At 59.4% G+C, this 17,447-nt stretch carries 16 protein-coding genes; 2 read left to right on the top strand and 14 right to left on the bottom strand.

The features are described from left to right. Positions 1 to 57: 57 nt before the first annotated feature. From BM416_RS10880 to BM416_RS10815, 14 genes are all read right to left on the bottom strand, one after another. Positions 58 to 1,716: a Na/Pi cotransporter family protein gene (locus BM416_RS10880; RefSeq protein WP_092488084.1), complete on the bottom strand. Its 1,659-nt coding sequence runs from the start codon at positions 1,714 to 1,716 to the stop codon at positions 58 to 60. A gap of 213 nt (positions 1,717 to 1,929) precedes the next feature. Continuing rightward, on the bottom strand, positions 1,930 to 2,697 hold the full coding sequence (locus BM416_RS10875) for a TerC family protein (RefSeq protein WP_027608010.1): 768 nt from the start codon (positions 2,695 to 2,697) through the stop codon (positions 1,930 to 1,932). Positions 2,698 to 2,765: 68 nt separating this feature from the next. Beyond that, entirely contained in the window at positions 2,766 to 4,073 is a 1,308-nt protein-coding gene (locus tag BM416_RS10870) for a CitMHS family transporter (protein WP_092488081.1), read from the bottom strand. 313 nt (positions 4,074 to 4,386) lie between these two features. Further along, on the bottom strand, positions 4,387 to 6,348 hold the full coding sequence (locus BM416_RS10865) for a DUF7844 domain-containing protein (RefSeq protein ID WP_092488078.1): 1,962 nt from the start codon (positions 6,346 to 6,348) through the stop codon (positions 4,387 to 4,389). Further along, positions 6,345 to 6,665 (bottom strand): DUF2388 domain-containing protein, encoded by a 321-nt coding sequence (locus BM416_RS10860; RefSeq protein ID WP_027608008.1) that lies wholly within the window; start codon positions 6,663 to 6,665, stop codon positions 6,345 to 6,347. The genes BM416_RS10865 and BM416_RS10860 overlap by 4 nt, the downstream gene beginning before the upstream one ends. A gap of 26 nt (positions 6,666 to 6,691) precedes the next feature. Next, positions 6,692 to 7,000: a DUF2388 domain-containing protein gene (locus tag BM416_RS10855; protein ID WP_092488236.1), complete on the bottom strand. Its 309-nt coding sequence runs from the start codon at positions 6,998 to 7,000 to the stop codon at positions 6,692 to 6,694. A 113-nt stretch (positions 7,001 to 7,113) separates the two neighbouring features. Continuing rightward, positions 7,114 to 7,434: a DUF2388 domain-containing protein gene (locus BM416_RS10850; protein WP_092488076.1), complete on the bottom strand. Its 321-nt coding sequence runs from the start codon at positions 7,432 to 7,434 to the stop codon at positions 7,114 to 7,116. Between the two features lie 136 nt (positions 7,435 to 7,570). After that, positions 7,571 to 7,756: a DUF1127 domain-containing protein gene (locus BM416_RS10845; protein WP_027608005.1), complete on the bottom strand. Its 186-nt coding sequence runs from the start codon at positions 7,754 to 7,756 to the stop codon at positions 7,571 to 7,573. A 259-nt stretch (positions 7,757 to 8,015) separates the two neighbouring features. Beyond that, entirely contained in the window at positions 8,016 to 8,231 is a 216-nt protein-coding gene (locus BM416_RS10840) for a DUF1127 domain-containing protein (protein ID WP_003187413.1), read from the bottom strand. 318 nt (positions 8,232 to 8,549) lie between these two features. Next, on the bottom strand, positions 8,550 to 10,043 hold the full coding sequence (locus BM416_RS10835; protein WP_092488073.1) for an acetyl-CoA hydrolase/transferase family protein: 1,494 nt from the start codon (positions 10,041 to 10,043) through the stop codon (positions 8,550 to 8,552). Between the two features lie 179 nt (positions 10,044 to 10,222). Next, the gene (locus BM416_RS10830; RefSeq protein WP_027608003.1) at positions 10,223 to 11,659 is read right to left on the bottom strand and encodes an NAD(P)(+) transhydrogenase (Re/Si-specific) subunit beta; all 1,437 of its coding nucleotides are present in this window, start codon (positions 11,657 to 11,659) and stop codon (positions 10,223 to 10,225) included. Then, entirely contained in the window at positions 11,659 to 11,979 is a 321-nt protein-coding gene (locus BM416_RS10825; RefSeq protein ID WP_003187417.1) for an NAD(P) transhydrogenase subunit alpha part 2, read from the bottom strand. Before BM416_RS10825 ends, BM416_RS10830 begins: the two co-directional genes overlap by 1 nt. Positions 11,980 to 11,994: 15 nt before the next feature. Then, the gene (locus tag BM416_RS10820; RefSeq protein ID WP_092488070.1) at positions 11,995 to 13,116 is read right to left on the bottom strand and encodes a Re/Si-specific NAD(P)(+) transhydrogenase subunit alpha; all 1,122 of its coding nucleotides are present in this window, start codon (positions 13,114 to 13,116) and stop codon (positions 11,995 to 11,997) included. A gap of 452 nt (positions 13,117 to 13,568) precedes the next feature. Further along, positions 13,569 to 14,468, bottom strand: a complete 900-nt coding sequence (locus BM416_RS10815; RefSeq protein ID WP_141156404.1) for a LysR family transcriptional regulator — start codon at positions 14,466 to 14,468, stop codon at positions 13,569 to 13,571. A 158-nt stretch (positions 14,469 to 14,626) separates the two neighbouring features. Here BM416_RS10815 and BM416_RS10810 point away from each other — a divergent pair, with 158 nt between their 5' ends. Continuing rightward, positions 14,627 to 15,808, top strand: coding sequence for an acyl-CoA dehydrogenase (locus BM416_RS10810; RefSeq protein ID WP_065937843.1), 1,182 nt, complete (start codon positions 14,627 to 14,629; stop codon positions 15,806 to 15,808). Positions 15,809 to 15,820: 12 nt separating this feature from the next. Continuing rightward, on the top strand, positions 15,821 to 17,041 hold the full coding sequence (locus BM416_RS10805; protein WP_092488064.1) for a CaiB/BaiF CoA transferase family protein: 1,221 nt from the start codon (positions 15,821 to 15,823) through the stop codon (positions 17,039 to 17,041). Positions 17,042 to 17,447: the final 406 nt, after the last annotated feature.

Genomic DNA, 17,447 nt, shown 5'->3' with positions numbered 1-17,447 from the left:
AACAAGCTTCCTGGCGAGTGAGGTCAGCTTTAACTGACTTCACGGGCCATCGTACGTTCAGGGCGAATGTGTGATGTCGGCAATATCTTCGGCGGAGAGTGCGCCGGTGTCGGACGTTTCCAAGACTACATAAGCACTGCTGCAAAACAACGAGTTCAAGCGTTTCATGTCGGCAATCAGCTCCAGGTGCAGGGAACTGGTCTCCAGGCTCTGCACGATCTTGCGCTGCAGGCGGCTGACGTGGGCATGGGCCAGGCGGCGTTCCTGGGCGCGGAAGCGGCGCTTTTCGCGCAGCAATTGGCGCGCGCTTTCCGGGTCGGCACTGAGGAAGACCGACAAGCCCAGGCGCAGGTTGGCGATCAATTGGCTGTGCAGGCCGGTGAGTTCTTCCAGGCCCACTTCGGAAAATTGACGGCGTTGGGAGGTTTTCTGCTGCTGGACTTTACGCAGCATGCGTTCGATCAGGTCGCCGGCCAGTTTCAGGTTGATCGACAGCTCGATGATTTCGGCCCAGCGCCGACTGTCTTGCTCGCTGAGGTCTTCGCGGGGCATCTGCGCCAGGTAGAGTTTGATCGCGCTGTAGAGTGCCTCGACATCGTCGCTGAGGCTGCGTATTTCCTGGGTAATGGCTGTCTGTTTGCCGCGCAGCACTTCCTGCATGGCGGTGAGCATGTTGTCGATCAGATCACCCAGGCGCAGGGTTTCGCGCGCGGCGTTGGCCAGGGCCAGGCTCGGTGTGGTCAGGGCCGTGGGGTCCAGGTGGCGCGGTTTGGCCTTGCCGTTGACCTCGTCCCGCTCCGGCAGCAACCAGGCGCACAGCTTGGCCATGGGGCCGATGGTGGGCAGCAGGATCAGGCAACGGCTGACGTTGTAGAGCAGGTGGAAGGTGATGACCATGCCTTGGGCGCTGTAGTCCAGCCCGTCCATCCACAGCACCAGCGGGTCGAGCACCGGGATAATCAGCAGCAGGCCGATCAGTTTGTACAGCAGGCTGCCCAAGGCGACCTGGCGACCGGCGGCGTTCTGCATGCTGGTGCTGAGAAAGGCCAGCACGCCGCTGCCGATGTTGGCGCCGATCACCAGACCGATGGCCACGTGCAAGCCGATCACCCCGGCGCCGGCCAGGGTGGCGGTCAGCAGGACAGCGGCGAGGCTGGAGTAGGAAATCATCGCGAACAGGGCGCCGACCAGGGCATCGAGCAAAATATCGCCGGTCAGCGAAGCGAACAGCACTTTCACGCCCTGGGCGTGGGTAATCGGCCCGGCGGCTTCGACGATCAATTGCAGCGCGAGGATGATCAGCCCGAGGCCGATCCCGACCCGGCCCAACTGCCCTGCCCGCGTCTGTTTGCGCGACAGGAAGAAAATCACCCCGAGAAAGATCAGCAGCGGCGACAGCCAGGACAGGTCGAAGGTCAGCACCCGCGCCATCAGCGCGGTACCGACGTCGGCGCCGAGCATGGTCGCCAGGGCGGGCACCAGGCCCATCAGGCCCTGGCCGACAAAGGAGGTCACCAGCATTGCCGTGGCGTTGCTGCTCTGCACCATGGCAGTCACCAGGATGCCGGCGACAAATGCCAGCCAGCGCTTGGACATGTTCTGCCCGATGACTTGACGCAGGTTGGAACCGTAGACCCGCAGGATGCCGGTACGGACGATGTGCGTGCCCCAGATAAGCAGGGTCACGGCGGAAAGCAGATTGAGCAAGGTCAGCATGCTCGGCCCCCCGTGTGGGTGTGCGCCATTTGGCGCAAATGAGAATTGCCGCGTGCCGTTCTACGTCTTGTAGTTAAGCTGTAGTTGGCGAATGGGCTCGGCGCCAGCATCGCATAGCTAAAGTGGGGATTGAAACAAAACTGTCATGAAATCAGCTTTTTATGCATGAAAAAAAGGGGCTTATAAAAAGCCCCTTTTTTGTCTGGCTCGGGTTTATTGACCCGGAATGTCCTTGCGCAGTTTCACAGGGTCCTGCTGTTTCTTCTTTTTCGCGATGGCGGTGCGCATCTTGATGTTCACCGCTTCCACCGCCAGCGAGAACGCCATGGCGAAATAGACGTAGCCTTTTGGCACGTGCACGTCGAAGGATTCGGCGATCAGTACGGTACCCACCACCAGCAGGAACGACAGCGCCAGCATTTTCAGCGACGGGTGCTTGTCGATGAAGTCGCTGATGGTGCCGGCGGCCAGCATCATCACCAATACGGCAACAATGATCGCGGCAACCATGACCGGCACATGGGAGACCATGCCCACGGCGGTGATCACCGAGTCCAGGGAAAACACGATGTCGATGATCGCGATCTGGATGATGGTGTAGATGAACTTGCCACCGGCACCCTTGGGTTCGTCGTGGGTTTCGTCTTCACCTTCCAGGGCGTGGTACATCTCCTGGGAGCTTTTCCACAGCAGGAACAGGCCACCGAAGAACAGGATCAGGTCGCGGCCGGAAATGCCTTGGCCGAAGACCACGAACAGATCGTCGGTCAGGCGCATGACCCAGGTGATCGACAGCAGCAACAGGATTCGCGTGACCATGGCCAATGCCAGGCCGAAGATCCGGGTGCGTGCCTGCATATGCTTGGGCATGCGGCTGACCAGGATCGAAATCATGATGATGTTATCGATGCCCAGGACGATCTCGAGGGCCGTCAGGGTGAAGAAGGCAATCCAGATTTCCGGATTGGTCAGCCATTCCATGTGTATTCCTTTGAGCAAGTGTTAAACCGCGCAAGCTGCAGCGCCGCGCGGTGAGTGAGTCGGTACGATTATAGAGTGCTGAACAGCGGAAAAATCCCCATCAGCAATGCGGCGAACATTATGCACAGGCATACCAGTACTGCCCACTTCAAGGTGAAGCGTTGGTGATCGCCAAATTCGATACCGGCCAGTGCCACCAACAGGTAGGTCGACGGTACCAGCGGGCTGAGCAAGTGCACGGGCTGGCCAACGATCGAGGCGCGGGCCATTTCCACTGCGGTGATGCCGTAGTGGCTGGCGGCTTCGGCGAGTACTGGCAGTACGCCGTAGTAGAACGCATCGTTGGACATGAAGAAGGTGAACGGCATGCTCACCAGCGCGGTGATCACCGCCAGGTAAGGGCCCATGGCTTCCGGAATGACGGCCAGCAGGCTCTTGGACATGGCATCGACCATGCCGGTGCCCGACAGGATGCCGGTGAAGATCCCAGCGGCGAAGATCAACCCGACCACCGCCAATACGCTGCCGGCGTGGGCGGCGATGCGGTCTTTCTGCTGTTGCAGGCACGGGTAGTTGACGATCATCGCGATACTGAATGCCACCATGAACAGCACCGGCAGCGGCAACAGGCCGGCGATCAGGGTGCACATCAGGGCCAGGGTCAGGGCACCGTTGAACCAGATCAGCTTCGGACGGCGGGCGTCCGGGTATTGCGACACGCTGATCTCGCTGTGGTCGATCTCGTCGCCTTGCAGGTGCAGTTCACCCAGGCGCGCCCGTTCGCGCTTGCCGTACATGTAGGCAATCACCAGGATCGCCACCACACCGGCGGCCATCGCCGGGATCATCGGGACGAAAATATCCGAGGGGTCCACGTGCAGCGCACTGGCGGCGCGGGCGGTCGGGCCGCCCCAGGGGGTCATGTTCATCACGCCACCGGCGAGGATGATCAGGCCGGCCATGATCCGCGGGCTCATGCCGATGCGCTGGTACAGCGGCAGCATGGCGGCCACGCAAATCATGTAGGTCGTGGCGCCGTCACCGTCGAGGGACACCACCAGGGCCAGCACCGCGGTGCCGACCGACACCTTCAGCGGGTCGCCCTTGACCATTTTGAGGATCTTGCGCACGGCCGGGTCGAACAGGCCGGAGTCGATCATCAGGGCAAAATAGAGGATGGCGAACATCAGCATCACGCCGGTGGGCGCGAGCTTGGTAATGCCTTCGAGCATCATCGGGCCGATCTTCGGTGCGAAACCGCCGAACAGCGCGAACAGGATAGGCACGATGATCAGGGCGATCAGCGCGGACAGGCGCTTGGTCATGATCAGGAACATGAACGTGATGACCATGGCAAAGCCAAGGAAAGTCAGCATAGGAATACTCCAGGCGTAGCGCGGCTAGGGAATGGCGAACCGGGGTGGGGTCAGCGCAGAACGAAGGGCACGAGGCGTACGGGTGGAGTTGGGGCGAACAGGCGGGTACGGACGGACATCGGGGATCACCATTGTTGTTGTGTACAGCCGGTCTGTTGCCGGCAGTTGGGGGCGATCCTAGACGCGTTAGCTTTCAGCCAGCTTTCGTTGGCAAAACAGTTGGTGGTGGGAAGATGTACGGTCTGCAGGTGTACACATTGCAAATGTGGGAGGGGGCTTGCTCCCACATGGGAATGTGTTTATCCCGTGTACTTCAGGGCAGCTCGAGACCGCCCGCTGCTTTGTGCAGTTTGCGCAGGTGTTCACCCACCTGCTTGAGGTTGGCTTCACACGCGGCAATTTCGGCCGCGCGGGACGGCTCCAGCAGCGCCCTCACCTCTTTATCCAGCTCGCCGGTGAGCGATTGCAGCTGCTTCTGGCGCTCAGCGCTTTCCGATTCCAGGCGCTTGGCTTCCGATGGTTGCGGCAGGCCATAGCCACCGCTGCCCAGCAGTTCTGCCGGACGGCTGAGGAAGCCACTGTTGGCGAGGATCTGCTGCAGTGTGGCGTTGGCTTTCTCCATGCCGCCGTTTTTCAGCTCGCGTGCACCGAGGTAGCGTTGCTTGACTTCGTCCTGGGCCAGCATCAGCTGTTTGCGAAAGCTCGCCTGTTCCAGCAGCAGCAGTGCGGCGCTGGTGCGCAGGTCGGCCTGGTCAAACCACTGCCGGCGCTCTTCGGCGCTGAGGGACAGCCAGTCTTCAACCTGGGTCTGTTTGATCGGCAGGTGTTTGCGCAGCACGTCGAACATAGCCTGGTAGCGTTCGCGGAAGGAGTCGAAGTGATACCCCAGGCGCATGGCCTCGCGTTTGTCGTTGAGTACGCTGGTATCCGCCAGGCCGCGGGCTTGCAGCACTTCCAGCAGGCCATTCGGCGTGATGTTGTCCAGGCCGGTCAGCTGCGGGTTGGCGCTGCCGCTGCGCAGCAGTTTCAGGCTTTCGACCGCGCAATTGTTGGACAGGAAGTAATAGTTGCCGTCATAGCTCCAGTGCATTTCGGCGGCGTGCTCGACGGTGTCGTTGATCTCCTGGCGTGACAGTTTCAGCGGCACGGACGCCAGGCCGCGCAGTTCGGTCTTGGTGTATTCGTCAATCACTTGGGCCAGCGGCAACACGAACAGCCGTGACGGGTACTTGCCCACCAGGCCGTCCCAGCTGGACAGCTGTACATCGCCGACGAAGGCGCGGTAGGACAGCACCAGGTGCTGGTCCAGGTCGAGCCGGCAGTCCGGCCCACGGGGGCGGCCCGGCGCGCAGATCACCAGGCGCAACATACTGTGGCCCCAGCGGCTGACCAGGTTCTGGTTGGCTTCGGCCAGCAGGTAGTCGATTTCGTAGACCCGCTCGGGGTCGACGTGGCCCAGGGGTGTCTTGGCGAAATCGTTGCCGGCGTTGAGGAACGCGTAGGTCTTGGCGCAGGTGTCTTGTTCCGGAGGGGCCCAGCCAAAGTGGTCCTTGTAATAGCGGAACAGCGCGGGGCGTCGGCAGGCATAGCTTGGGTCGAGGAGGAAGTACTCCATATTGACCGCTACGAATTCCAGCGGGCTGGTGGTTTCGTAGATATCCGGGCTGCGCGCGACCTGACGGTTGTATTGTTCGCGCTCACCGCGACGGCCGACATATTGCGGCCAGCCCGCCAGGTCCAGCAGGCGCGGGTCATCGCTGAGGGTGAAGCGCCGGTCATTCTGGCCACGACATTGGTCGGGCAGGCCGATCAGGCCGGTGATGTTGTTCTGGCGGCTGCAACGCTGGATCAGCGCGCGTTCGTCCTTGGGCCACAGGCGCGCACGGTCATAGATGTGGGTCAGTTCATGCAGCACGGTGGCGAGCATTTCCCGGCGCACGGTGCCGTGGGGGCGATTGGTTTTCTGCGTGGCGGCGCTGCCGTCGGTCAGGCTGTCGAGCAGGTTGCGGTTGAGGTCCAGCTCGGACACCAACGAAGCCTGGCCGTAGGCATTTTCGGGCATCTTGTCGGTCCAGCCGACATCGATGCGCCGGTCCAACTGCTCGACGAAGCGCGGTGGCAGCGAACGCATCGCCTCATCGAGCAATGCCTGGCTGGCCTGCTGTTCGGTCGGGCTCAAGCCATCTGTCTTGAGCCGCAGTTGCAGGCTGGCCTGGGCTGCGCTGGCACACAACAGCACAGTCCCGGCCAGGAGCCAGGCGACAAGGCGCCTCACAGAGCGAGAATGGCTTCGGCGAGGGTCTGGTCGCTGGCATCGCGCGCTTCCGGCAGGCGGGTGCGCAGGGTGTCGAAGGCGGCTTCCAACTGTGCGCCGCGGATCTCGCCGTTGGTGGCGACGAAACTGGCCGCGTCATCGTGGGCTTCGCGCACGACTTTGGAGTCGCGGATGGAGGTGGTGGTGTCCGAAGTGAAATCAATGGTGCGGCCAGAGGCGCGAACAATGATGTTACTGGTGGCCACCAGGGTATGTGCCTGGGCAACGTCGGCCAACAACAGCAGGCCAAGGGTGGCGGCGATCAGCGGGCTACGCATGGAATGACTCCGAAATACAAAGATGATTATTGGACGAGAATTGCCTGCGCCAGTTCAAGGTCGCTGGCGTTAAGTTTTGGATGGGTACGGCGCAGGTAATCCAGTGCGGATTCGAGCCGTACGCCCCGCCATTGGCCGTCAGTGGCGATAAACGCAGCGGCATCATCCTGGGCCGCCACGACTACTTTCCGGTCGAAAGGCGCGGAGGTCACCTTGCTGGTGGCGTACGCACTCGCGACGGTACCTTGGATGGTCACGTCCAAGGCCGAAGCCAATGGCGACCAGCTGGCACACAAACACACAGGGACTATTAGCAGGCGGTATGAAAAAGCCATGGGACTCGACAATTGAAAGCGAGCGCCAAGGCTAGCGTAATGCCCGGGCGAGAGCCAGTGCGGCGGCATCGGGAGCGACGGGCGCTCCCTTTGTGTCAACTGTGTCAACTCACTCAAATAGCCAGGATGGCTTGGGCCAGCTGTGCGTCAGTCGCGATGTTCAGTTGCGGCGCCTGTTGGCGGATCTGGGCCAGGGCGCTTTCAAGCTTCACACCACGAATGGCGCCTTCGCTTGCGACGAAGCTGGCTGCGTCGTCACGGGCGGCGCGCACGACCTTGTTATCCCGCAGTGACGAAGTGGCATCGGAGGTGGCGTCGGAAGTAGCCTTCAGGGCGCCGACGATGGAATCGGTGGTCACGATGAAGCTGGAGGCGCTGGCGTTGGTGGCCAGGGCCAGCAGGGCAGCAGCACTCAGCAGGCGAATACGGGACATGGGGTGACTCCTGTAGGTGAACGAATAAGGTGGCGCAGGGCAGCCATTGGGAATCAGACGCCTGTCCTAAACGGTTCGCCACGTTGTGGCTGGATATTAAGCCGCTGTTTATCCGTTCGGAAAGCTTCTTGACTGCCTAGTCTCGCCAGAACGGCTTGGACAGCTCGGCCATTCGGTCTCCCGGGCTGATGCCGACATCGGAGAGTTCTCGAAGATCGAGCTGCGCCAGTTGGCGGCGTTCGTAGGCGTGGCGGAGCCATTTGGCCAGCGTGGAAGCTGTCCTGTGTAACAGCCGTTTATAGAGAGAGGGTTGGGTGTCCATGGTGAGCGCCTTTCCTGAGGTCCTGGAACACCATGGTGGGCGAGTGGCTCTGACCGTTACAGATACACCAATGTTTAATTGTACCGCTTAACTGTTATATTTTTTGAACTGTACTGGTTTAGATGAATGGCTTCTGTCTAGCCTGGAACAAGGCTGTCCCCGAAACAACAAAGCCCGCCTCCGGTCTCCCGGGGCGGGCTTTGTTTTGACAAATCAGTGCTGGCAGTGGACCCGGTAGGTCAGGGCCAGCGGGCGTCAATTAACGCCAGAACGGCTTGCTCAGCTCTTCGTAGCGTTGAGCTTCGCTGATACCGGCATCAGCCAGCAGACGCGAATCCAGACGAGCCAGTTGATGGCGGCTGGAGATGCGGCGCTGCCACAACATCAGGTTGGCGAGAACGCGCAAAGGCAGGGAAGCCTGGGTGTTTACAGCTTTTTCTTCGAAGAACAGTTCGGAACTGAGTGTACGTTCCATGATGACATCCTTCCGCTTGTGGCGGGATTAGGTAGTGGTTTAACTGATGCCAATGATCCTCCTCCGGCGCAAGACTCTCTAGATACAGTTCACCTGTATTGTGAGGGGCCAGTTAACTGTTTACAGGTGCTGTACTGTACGGAAATGGGGCAACTGTACCTGTCCGCACTGAAATAGTGCGAAATAGGCATTTTATGGTATGAGTGTGGGAATTTTCGGTAGGAAATGACCGGTACAGCAGTACAGTTTTTTCAAGAAGCAAGGGGTGTGGCATCGAGCTGACGAAACTGTGTTTGCGTCAGCTCGAATCTGTATCAATCAAGCCTTGAGCATATGCCCGGTTTCTTCCAGGTTAATGTGCCAACTCAGTGCTTCGCGCAGGATGTGTGGGGTGTGCCCACCGATAGCACAGGCCGAGTTGAAGTAAGTGTTCAGCGCATCGCGGTAGGCCGGGTGCACACAGTTGTCGATGATCACCCGGGCTCGCTCCCGTGGCGCCAGGCCCCGCAGGTCCGCGAGGCCTACTTCGGTGACCAGGATGTCGACGTCGTGCTCGGTGTGGTCCACATGGCTGACCATCGGCACCACGCTGGAAATCGCGCCGCCCTTGGCAATCGACTTGGTGACGAAGATCGCCAGGTGCGCGTTGCGGGCGAAGTCGCCGGAACCGCCAATGCCGTTCATCATCCGCGTGCCGCAGATGTGGGTGGAGTTGACGTTGCCGTAGATGTCGAACTCCAGCGCCGTGTTGATGCCGATAATGCCCAGGCGCCGCACCACTTCAGGGTGATTGGAAATTTCCTGCGGGCGCAGCACCAGCTTGTCTTTGTAGTGCTCCAGGTTGCCGAACACGTCGGCATTGCGCCGCTCCGACAAGGTGATCGAGCTGCCCGAGGCAAAGCTCAGTTTGCCGGCGTCGATCAGGTCGAACGTCGAGTCCTGCAACACTTCCGAATACATGGTCAGGTCTTCGAACGGCGAATCGATCAGACCGCACATCACTGCGTTGGCAATGTTGCCGATCCCGGCCTGCAGCGGACCAAGCTTGTTGGTCATGCGCCCGGCGTCCACTTCCTGCTTGAGGAAGTTGATCAGGTGGTTGGCGATGCCCTGGGTGTCGCTGTCGGGTGGTGTCACGGTGGAGGCTGAGTCGGCCTGATTGGTGATCACGATGGCGACGATCTTCTCCGGCGGGATCGGGATCGCGGTGCTGCCGATGCGGTCGTCGACCTTTACCAGCGGGATCGGCGTACGGGTTGGCCGGTAGGTCGGGATATAGATGTCGTGCAGCCCTTCCAGATTCGGGTTGTGTGCCAGGTTGATCTCGACGATTACTTGCTTGGCGAAAATCGCGAAGCTGGCGGAGTTACCCACAGACGTGGTGGGCACGATATGGCCTTGTTCGGTGATCGCAACGGCCTCGATGACGGCAATGTCCGGCAGCTTGAGCTGGTTGTTGCGCAGTTGCTCGACGGTTTCCGACAGGTGCTGATCGATAAACATCACTTCGCCGGCGTTGATCGCCTTGCGCAACGTGCTATCGACCTGGAACGGCATGCGGCGGGACAGCACGCCGGCTTCGGTCAACTGCTTATCCAGGTCGTTACCCAGGCTGGCGCCGGTCATCAGGGTGATTTTCAGCGGGGACGTCTTGGCGCGTTCGGCCAGGGCGTGGGGCACGGCCTTGGCTTCACCGGCACGGGTGAAGCCGCTCATGCCGACGGTCATGCCGTCCTCGATCAGTGCGGCGGCGTCTGCCGCGCTCATGACCTTGTTCAACAACGAAGGCAAGCGGATACGATCACGGTACATGAATTGTTATCTCAGGCTACGGAAGCAAGGTGGGCAGTGTAGTGATTTCAAAAAGTTTCGGCCCGCTACCATGGTCGAATGCGGGGCAGCGATTTAGAGCCTTTGGTCGGGTTTCATGGGGTAATAAAAAACCCCAGCCTACTGGAGGCCAGGGTTTCGGGTATTGCTCTGGCGCAGTGTTACTCGACGGCCTTGACCATGTCTTCGATGACCTTCTTGGCATCACCAAAGACCATCATGGTCTTGTCCAGGTAGAACAGTTCGTTATCCAGCCCGGCGTAACCACTGGCCATCGAGCGCTTGTTGACGATGATGGTCTTGGCTTTGAACGCTTCCAGGATCGGCATACCGGCAATCGGCGAGTTGGGGTCGTTCTTGGCGGCCGGGTTGACCACGTCGTTCGCGCCCAGCACCAGCACCACGTCAGCCTGGCCGAATTCGGAGTTGATATCCTCCATCTCGAACACCTGGTCGTAAGGCACTTCCGCTTCGGCCAGCAGGACGTTCATATGCCCAGGCATACGGCCGGCCACCGGGTGGATCGCGTATTTCACGGTCACGCCACGGTGGGTCAGTTTCTCGGTCAGTTCCTTCAGGGCATGCTGTGCCCGTGCCACTGCCAGGCCATAGCCTGGAACGATGATCACGGTGTCGGCGTTGGTCAGCAGGAACGTGGCGTCGTCGGCTGAGCCGGATTTTACCGGGCGTGCTTCTTTAGAGCCGGCTGCGGCACCGGCATCCGGCGCATTGCCGAAACCGCCGAGCAGTACATTAAAGAAGGAGCGGTTCATCGCCTTGCACATGATGTACGACAGGATCGCGCCGCTGGAGCCCACCAGGGAGCCGGCGATGATCAGCATCGAGTTGTTCAGCGAGAAGCCAATGCCCGCCGCTGCCCAGCCGGAGTAGCTGTTGAGCATCGACACAACAACCGGCATATCGGCGCCGCCAATCGGGATGATGATCAGCACGCCGAGCACAAACGCCAATGCCAGCATCAGCGCAAAGGCGGTGAGGTTGCCGGTGAACATGAACGCCAGGCCCAGGCCCAGGGTTGCGAGGCCGAGCACCAGGTTGATCTTGTGCTGGCCGCCAAACTGTACCGGTGCGCCTTGGAACAGGCGGAACTTGTACTTGCCCGACAGCTTGCCGAATGCGATCACCGAACCGGAGAAGGTAATCGCACCGATGGCCGCGCCGAGGAACAGCTCCAGGCGGTTGCCCGCCGGGATCGCATCGCCCAGGTGTTTGACGATGCCCAGGGACTGCGGCTCGACCACGGCGGCAATCGCGATAAACACCGCGGCCAGGCCGATCATGCTGTGCATGAAGGCGACCAGTTCGGGCATCTTGGTCATTTCTACGCGCTTGGCCATAATCGAGCCGGCGGTGCCCCCGACCAGTAGGCCGACGATCACGTAGCCGATACCGGCGGTGGCCAGCTCAGCGCCGAGCTTATAGATGAGGCCCACGGTCGTGAGTACCGCCAGCGCCATGCCGAGCATGCCGAACAGGTTGCCGCGTCGCGACGTAGTGGGATGCGACAGGCCTTTGAGGGCCTGGATAAAGCAGATCGACGCGATCAGGTACAGCGTCGTCACCAGATTCATGCTCATTACTTCGGCGCCTCTTCTTTTACTTTCGGGGCTTTCTTCTTGAACATCTCCAGCATCCTGCGAGTTACCAGGAAACCGCCGAACACGTTCACGGCTGCGAGGGCCACAGCCAGTGTGCCCATGGTCTTGCCCAGTGGCGTAACGGTCAGCGCTGCAGCGAGCATGGCGCCGACAATCACAATCGCTGAAATGGCGTTGGTCACTGCCATCAACGGTGTGTGCAGTGCGGGCGTTACGTTCCAGACCACGTGGTAACCGACATAAATCGCCAGCACAAAGATGATCAGGTTGTAGATACCGGGGGAGATAAGCTCTTCCATCGTCTGAATCCCTGCTTAGGCGTTTTTACGGATGACTTGGCCGTCGCGACACATGAGGCACGCGGCGACGATGTCGTCTTCGAGGTTGATTTCAAGCTGCCCTTCCTTGTTGAAGACCAGCTTCAGGAAGTCCAGCAGGTTGCGCGCATACAAGGCCGACGCATCGGCGGCGACGGCGCCGGCGAGGTTGGTCGGGCCGCAGATGATCACGCCGTTCTCCACCACCACCTGGTCGGCGACGGTCAGCGGGCAGTTGCCACCCTGGGCGGCCGCGAGGTCGATGACCACCGAGCCGGGCTTCATCTGCGCGACGGTGTCGGCGCTGAGCAAGGTAGGTGCTTTGCGGCCGGGGATCAGGGCGGTGGTGATGACAATGTCGGCCTGCTTCGCACGTTCGTGCACGGCCAGGGCCTGACGTTGCATCCAGCTGGTGGGCATCGGACGCGCGTAACCGCCGACGCCGACGGCGCATTCACGTTCTTCGTCGGTTTCGTAGGGCACGTCGACGAACTTGGCGCCAAGGGATTCGATCTGCTCTTTTACCGCAGGTCGCACGTCGGATGCTTCGATCACGGCGCCCAGGCGTTTCGCCGTGGCGATCGCCTGCAGGCCCGCGACGCCGGCGCCGAGGATCAGCACGCGTGCGGCTTTCACCGTCCCAGCGGCGGTCATCAGCATCGGCATGAAACGCGGGTAGTGATGGGCGGCGAGCAACACGGCTTTATAACCGGCGATGTTGGCCTGGGAAGACAGCACGTCGAGGCTCTGGGCCCGCGAGGTACGTGGCGCAGCTTCCAGCGCAAAGGCAGTGATGCCCTGCTCGGCCAGCTTGGCAATGGTTTCGTTGCTGAACGGATTGAGCATGCCCACCAACACGGTGCCGCTTTTGATCAGCGCCAGTTCGCTGTCGCTGGGGGCGACCACCTTGAGGATCAGCTCGGCGCCAAACGCATCGCCGGCATTGCCAATGGTCGCGCCCGCCGCTTCATAGGCACTGTCGACGATGCTGGCCTTGAGGCCTGCGCCGCTTTGAACAGTGACCTTATGGCCCTGGCCGATCAGCTTCTTGATGGTTTCCGGGGTGGCAGCCACCCGCGTTTCACCGGTCTGGGTTTCGAGAGGAACACCAATGTGCACGTCAAATCTCCTGCATGATCTTTTTGCTTTTGATCTTTTTGTAAAAAGGCCAGTGCACCGCGAGTGGCGCAGCTGGGGCGGCCGATCAGCACGATCCCGCTGAAATGACAGCGGGGCGCGGCATTTTGCAGGCGAACTTTACGGCCTTCAAGGGATTATGACGGGTGACGAAAAATTAACTACAAGTCACCCTGTGACTGATTGTCGCAACGCTCTGAAATAACCTCTTTAAATACAGGTGTTTAAAGGGTTTCAGGTGATTCGTGTGTTTTTTTCCATCGTTGTTGTGAATAGTCGGGCATTGGCTGATAGGAGTCGCTACAAGCCACGAAAATCATGGCTTTAAGCCTTGTTTCAGGCTGACAGGTACAGTCTGCTTAAATGCGACATATACGTACATCTGTAGGCTTGAAATTTAGCTGACTACAAAGTCAGCATGTGAGGCGTGTCTTTTAAATGCTGGGGCTGTAGCGCTGCGATTGGTCTATCAACCAGTCTCTGAACGCGTGCAGTGAAGCTGATTCGACTTTTCTGTCAGGAATCATCAGGTAATAAGCCTTCGAACTGGTCAGGGCCTGCGGGCTTGCGATCACCAGTCGCTGTTCGTCCAGTTCTCGCTGGATAAGGAATGGCGGGATCAGTGCAATACCCATGTCATGCATGGCGGCTTGAGACAACATCGAGAATAGCTCGTAACGTGGGCCTGTCATGTCGCGGGGCACGTTCAGTTGCTGGGCGTTGAACCATTGGCGCCAGGCGTAAGGGCGGGTGGTCTGCTGCAGCAATGGCAGTTCTGCAATCTCCTGGGGGGTGAATCGCTCAAGTTCGCCCAATAGTCGCGGGCTGCACACGGGTACGGGATTTTCTCCCATGAGCCTGTGGGATTCGGTGCCGGACCAATCTGCGTCGCCGAAATAAATTGCTGCGTCGAATTCTGTATCGGCAAACAGAAAGGGGCGCGTGCGGTTAGTCAGGTTTACCGTCACCTCTGGATGCTCTCGTTGAAAGTCCTTGAGGCGAGGGATCAACCATTGCGTACCAAAAGTGGGTACTACGGCCAGTTCAATGGTGTTTGCGCCTTGCTGCCCCATGACGGACAGGGTGTCGCGCTCCACGGCGTCCAGTTGGGTGGCCACGCGACGGCTGTATGAAAGTCCCGCCTCCGTCAACTTTACCCCGCGCCGTGAGCGCCGAAACAGCTCGACACTTAAAAACTCCTCCAGGCTGGCGATCTGTCGGCAAATGGCGCCTTGGGTGATGGAAAGCTCATGCGCCGCCTTGGTAAAGCTCTCGTGGCGGGCTGCCGCTTCAAAACTGACAAGGGCCGTGGTGCTGGGGATTTTTCTACGCATGTACCTTGTCCTCACATAAAAAGTGCAGATGCGAAGCTTGTAGGTGTTACGAAGTGAGAAATTAGCACAAGCGTATGCAAAAACCTCGTTTGCTCTCCCTGCCTGCCCGGCCTAGGCTCCATGCACGACTTCTGATTTTTCTTTGCGAGGACTCATTCATGGCTGGCAAGGCAAGCTTCAACTGGATCGATCCACTGCTGCTGGATCAACAGCTCACCGAAGAGGAGCGCATGGTGCGCGACAGTGCTGAGCAATTCGCCCAGGACAAGCTGGCGCCGCGTGTGCTCGAAGCTTTTCGCCATGAAAAGACCGATCCGGCGATTTTCCGTGAAATGGGTGAGACCGGTTTGCTGGGGGCGATGATTCCTGAGCAGTACGGGGGCAGTGGTTTGAACTACGTCAGCTACGGCCTGATTGCGCGTGAGGTTGAGCGCGTCGACTCCGGTTATCGCTCGATGATGAGTGTGCAGTCGTCACTGGTGATGGTGCCTATCAATGAGTTCGGCACCGAAGCGCAAAAGCAGAAGTACTTGCCGAAATTGGCCTCGGGCGAATGGATTGGCTGCTTTGGTTTGACCGAGCCTGATCACGGTTCCGATCCCGGCGCGATGGTTACTCGTGCACGCAAAGTGGATGGCGGCTACAGCCTGAGCGGCGCAAAAATGTGGATCACCAATAGCCCGATTGCGGACGTGTTTGTGGTGTGGGCCAAGGACGATGCTGGGGATATTCGTGGGTTTGTCCTGGAGAAAGGCTGGAAGGGCCTGAGTGCGCCGGCGATTCACGGCAAGGTCGGCCTGCGCGCCTCCATCACCGGTGAGATCGTGATGGATAACGTGTTTGTGCCGGAAGAGAACATTTTCCCGGATGTGCGCGGCTTGAAGGGCCCTTTCACCTGCCTGAACTCGGCGCGTTATGGCATCTCCTGGGGGGCTTTGGGGGCTGCGGAGTTTTGCTGGCACACCGCTCGCCAGTACACCTTGGATCGTCAGCAGTTCGGCCGGCCATTGGCGGCAACTCAATTGATCCAGAAGAAGCTGGCCGATATGCAGACCGAGATCACCCTGGCGCTGCAAGGCTGCCTGCGTTTGGGGCGTATGAAGGATGAGGGAACGGCTGCGGTTGAAATCACATCGATCATGAAGCGCAACTCGTGCGGCAAGTCCTTGGACATCGCGCGTATGGCGCGGGACATGTTGGGGGGCAACGGCATCTCCGATGAGTTCGGGGTGGCGCGTCATCTGGTGAACCTAGAGGTGGTTAACACCTATGAGGGCACCCATGACGTGCATGCCCTGATTCTGGGGCGCGCGCAAACCGGTCTTCAGGCGTTCTATTAATAGGAGAACGGCATGGGCGCGCTTTCGCATCTGCGGGTATTGGATTTATCGCGAGTGTTGGCAGGCCCCTGGTCCGGGCAGATCCTTGCGGACCTTGGGGCTGAGGTGATCAAAGTCGAGCGACCTGGTAGCGGTGACGATACGCGTGCTTGGGGCCCGCCCTTCCTTAAGGACGTGGATGGCGAGAACACGAGTGAAGCGGCGTACTACTTGTCGGCGAATCGCAACAAAGAGTCGGTGACTATCGATTTTACGCGGCCGGAGGGGCAGCAACTGGTGAGAGATCTGGCGGCCAAGTCCGACATCTTGATCGAGAACTTCAAGGTGGGTGGACTGGCGGCGTATGGGTTGGACTACGAGTCGCTCAAGAAGGTGAATCCGGAGTTGATCTACTGCTCGATCACTGGCTTCGGTCAGACGGGGCCTTATGCCGCTCGGGCGGGGTATGACTTCATGATCCAGGGGTTGGGTGGGCTGATGAGTCTTACCGGCCGGCCGGAAGGTGAGGAGGGCGCCGGACCGGTGAAGGTAGGGGTGGCGCTGACTGACATTCTCACTGGGCTCTACTCGACAGTGGCGATCCTGGCTGCGCTGGCGCATCGGGATCATGACGGTGGTGGGCAGCATATCGATATGGCGTTGCTTGATGTGCAGGTGGCCTGCCTGGCTAACCAGGCGATGAACTACCTGGCCACGGGAGCGGCGCCAAAACGGCTGGGTAATGCTCATCCGAATATCGTGCCTTATCAGGATTTCCCTACGGCGGATGGCGATTTCATATTGACCGTGGGTAATGACGGGCAATTTCGCAAGTTCGCCGAAGTGGCTGGGCAGCCGCAGTGGGCGGATGACCCTCGGTTCTCTACTAATAAGGTTCGGGTAGCCAACCGCGCTGAGCTGATTCCATTGATTCGCCAGGTTACGGTCTTCAAGACGACGGCTGAGTGGGTGTCACAACTGGAGCGGGTTGGTGTGCCTTGTGGGCCGATCAATGACCTGGCCCAGGTGTTTGCCGATCCTCAGGTGAAGGCAAGAGGGTTGGCGATACAGCTGCCACATGCGTTGTCAGGGGTGGTGCCGCTGGTGGCCAGTCCGATTCGGTTATCCAAGACGCCTGTGGAATACCGTACTGCGCCTCCTCTATTGGGGCAGCATACGGCCAAGGTGCTGCAGGATGTGTTGGGGTTGGGCTTGGCGAATGTGAAGGCTTTAAAAGAAGCGGGAGTCATCTAGGGGGGGGCTCTTCTATATAGAGGAGCATATTTTGGTGGTTTTTTAATCAACTTCAGTTGATTGATAGAAAAACCAAATTAATGGTTGACGGCAGATTCTGGACGTCTATAATTCGCCCCACTTCCGGCGCAGTCGAAACGTAAAACTCCTTGGTAAACAACGAGTTATGCAGAATAAGGCAGCGGATTGCTTCAGTTCATCGAAGCCCAGAAGGAGTTGATGGCGTCATGTTGTTTGACACTATTAACGATTCGATCTTCTCGGTCGAAAGCGGAGAAAAAGAGGTGTTGACAGCAGCGTGTAACGCTGTAGAATTCGCCTCCCGCTGACGAGAGATCGCAAGCGCAAGTGGTTGAAGTTGTTGAAGAAATCTTCGAAAGCTTCTGAAAATAATCACTTGACAGCA

Origin of the sequence: Pseudomonas sp. NFACC42-2, from assembly GCF_900116055.1 — a bacterium.
Lineage (GTDB): Bacteria > Pseudomonadota > Gammaproteobacteria > Pseudomonadales > Pseudomonadaceae > Aquipseudomonas > Aquipseudomonas marginalis.
Note: the sequence above shows the minus strand (reverse complement) of the source record. Positions and strands in the feature narration are given on the sequence as shown.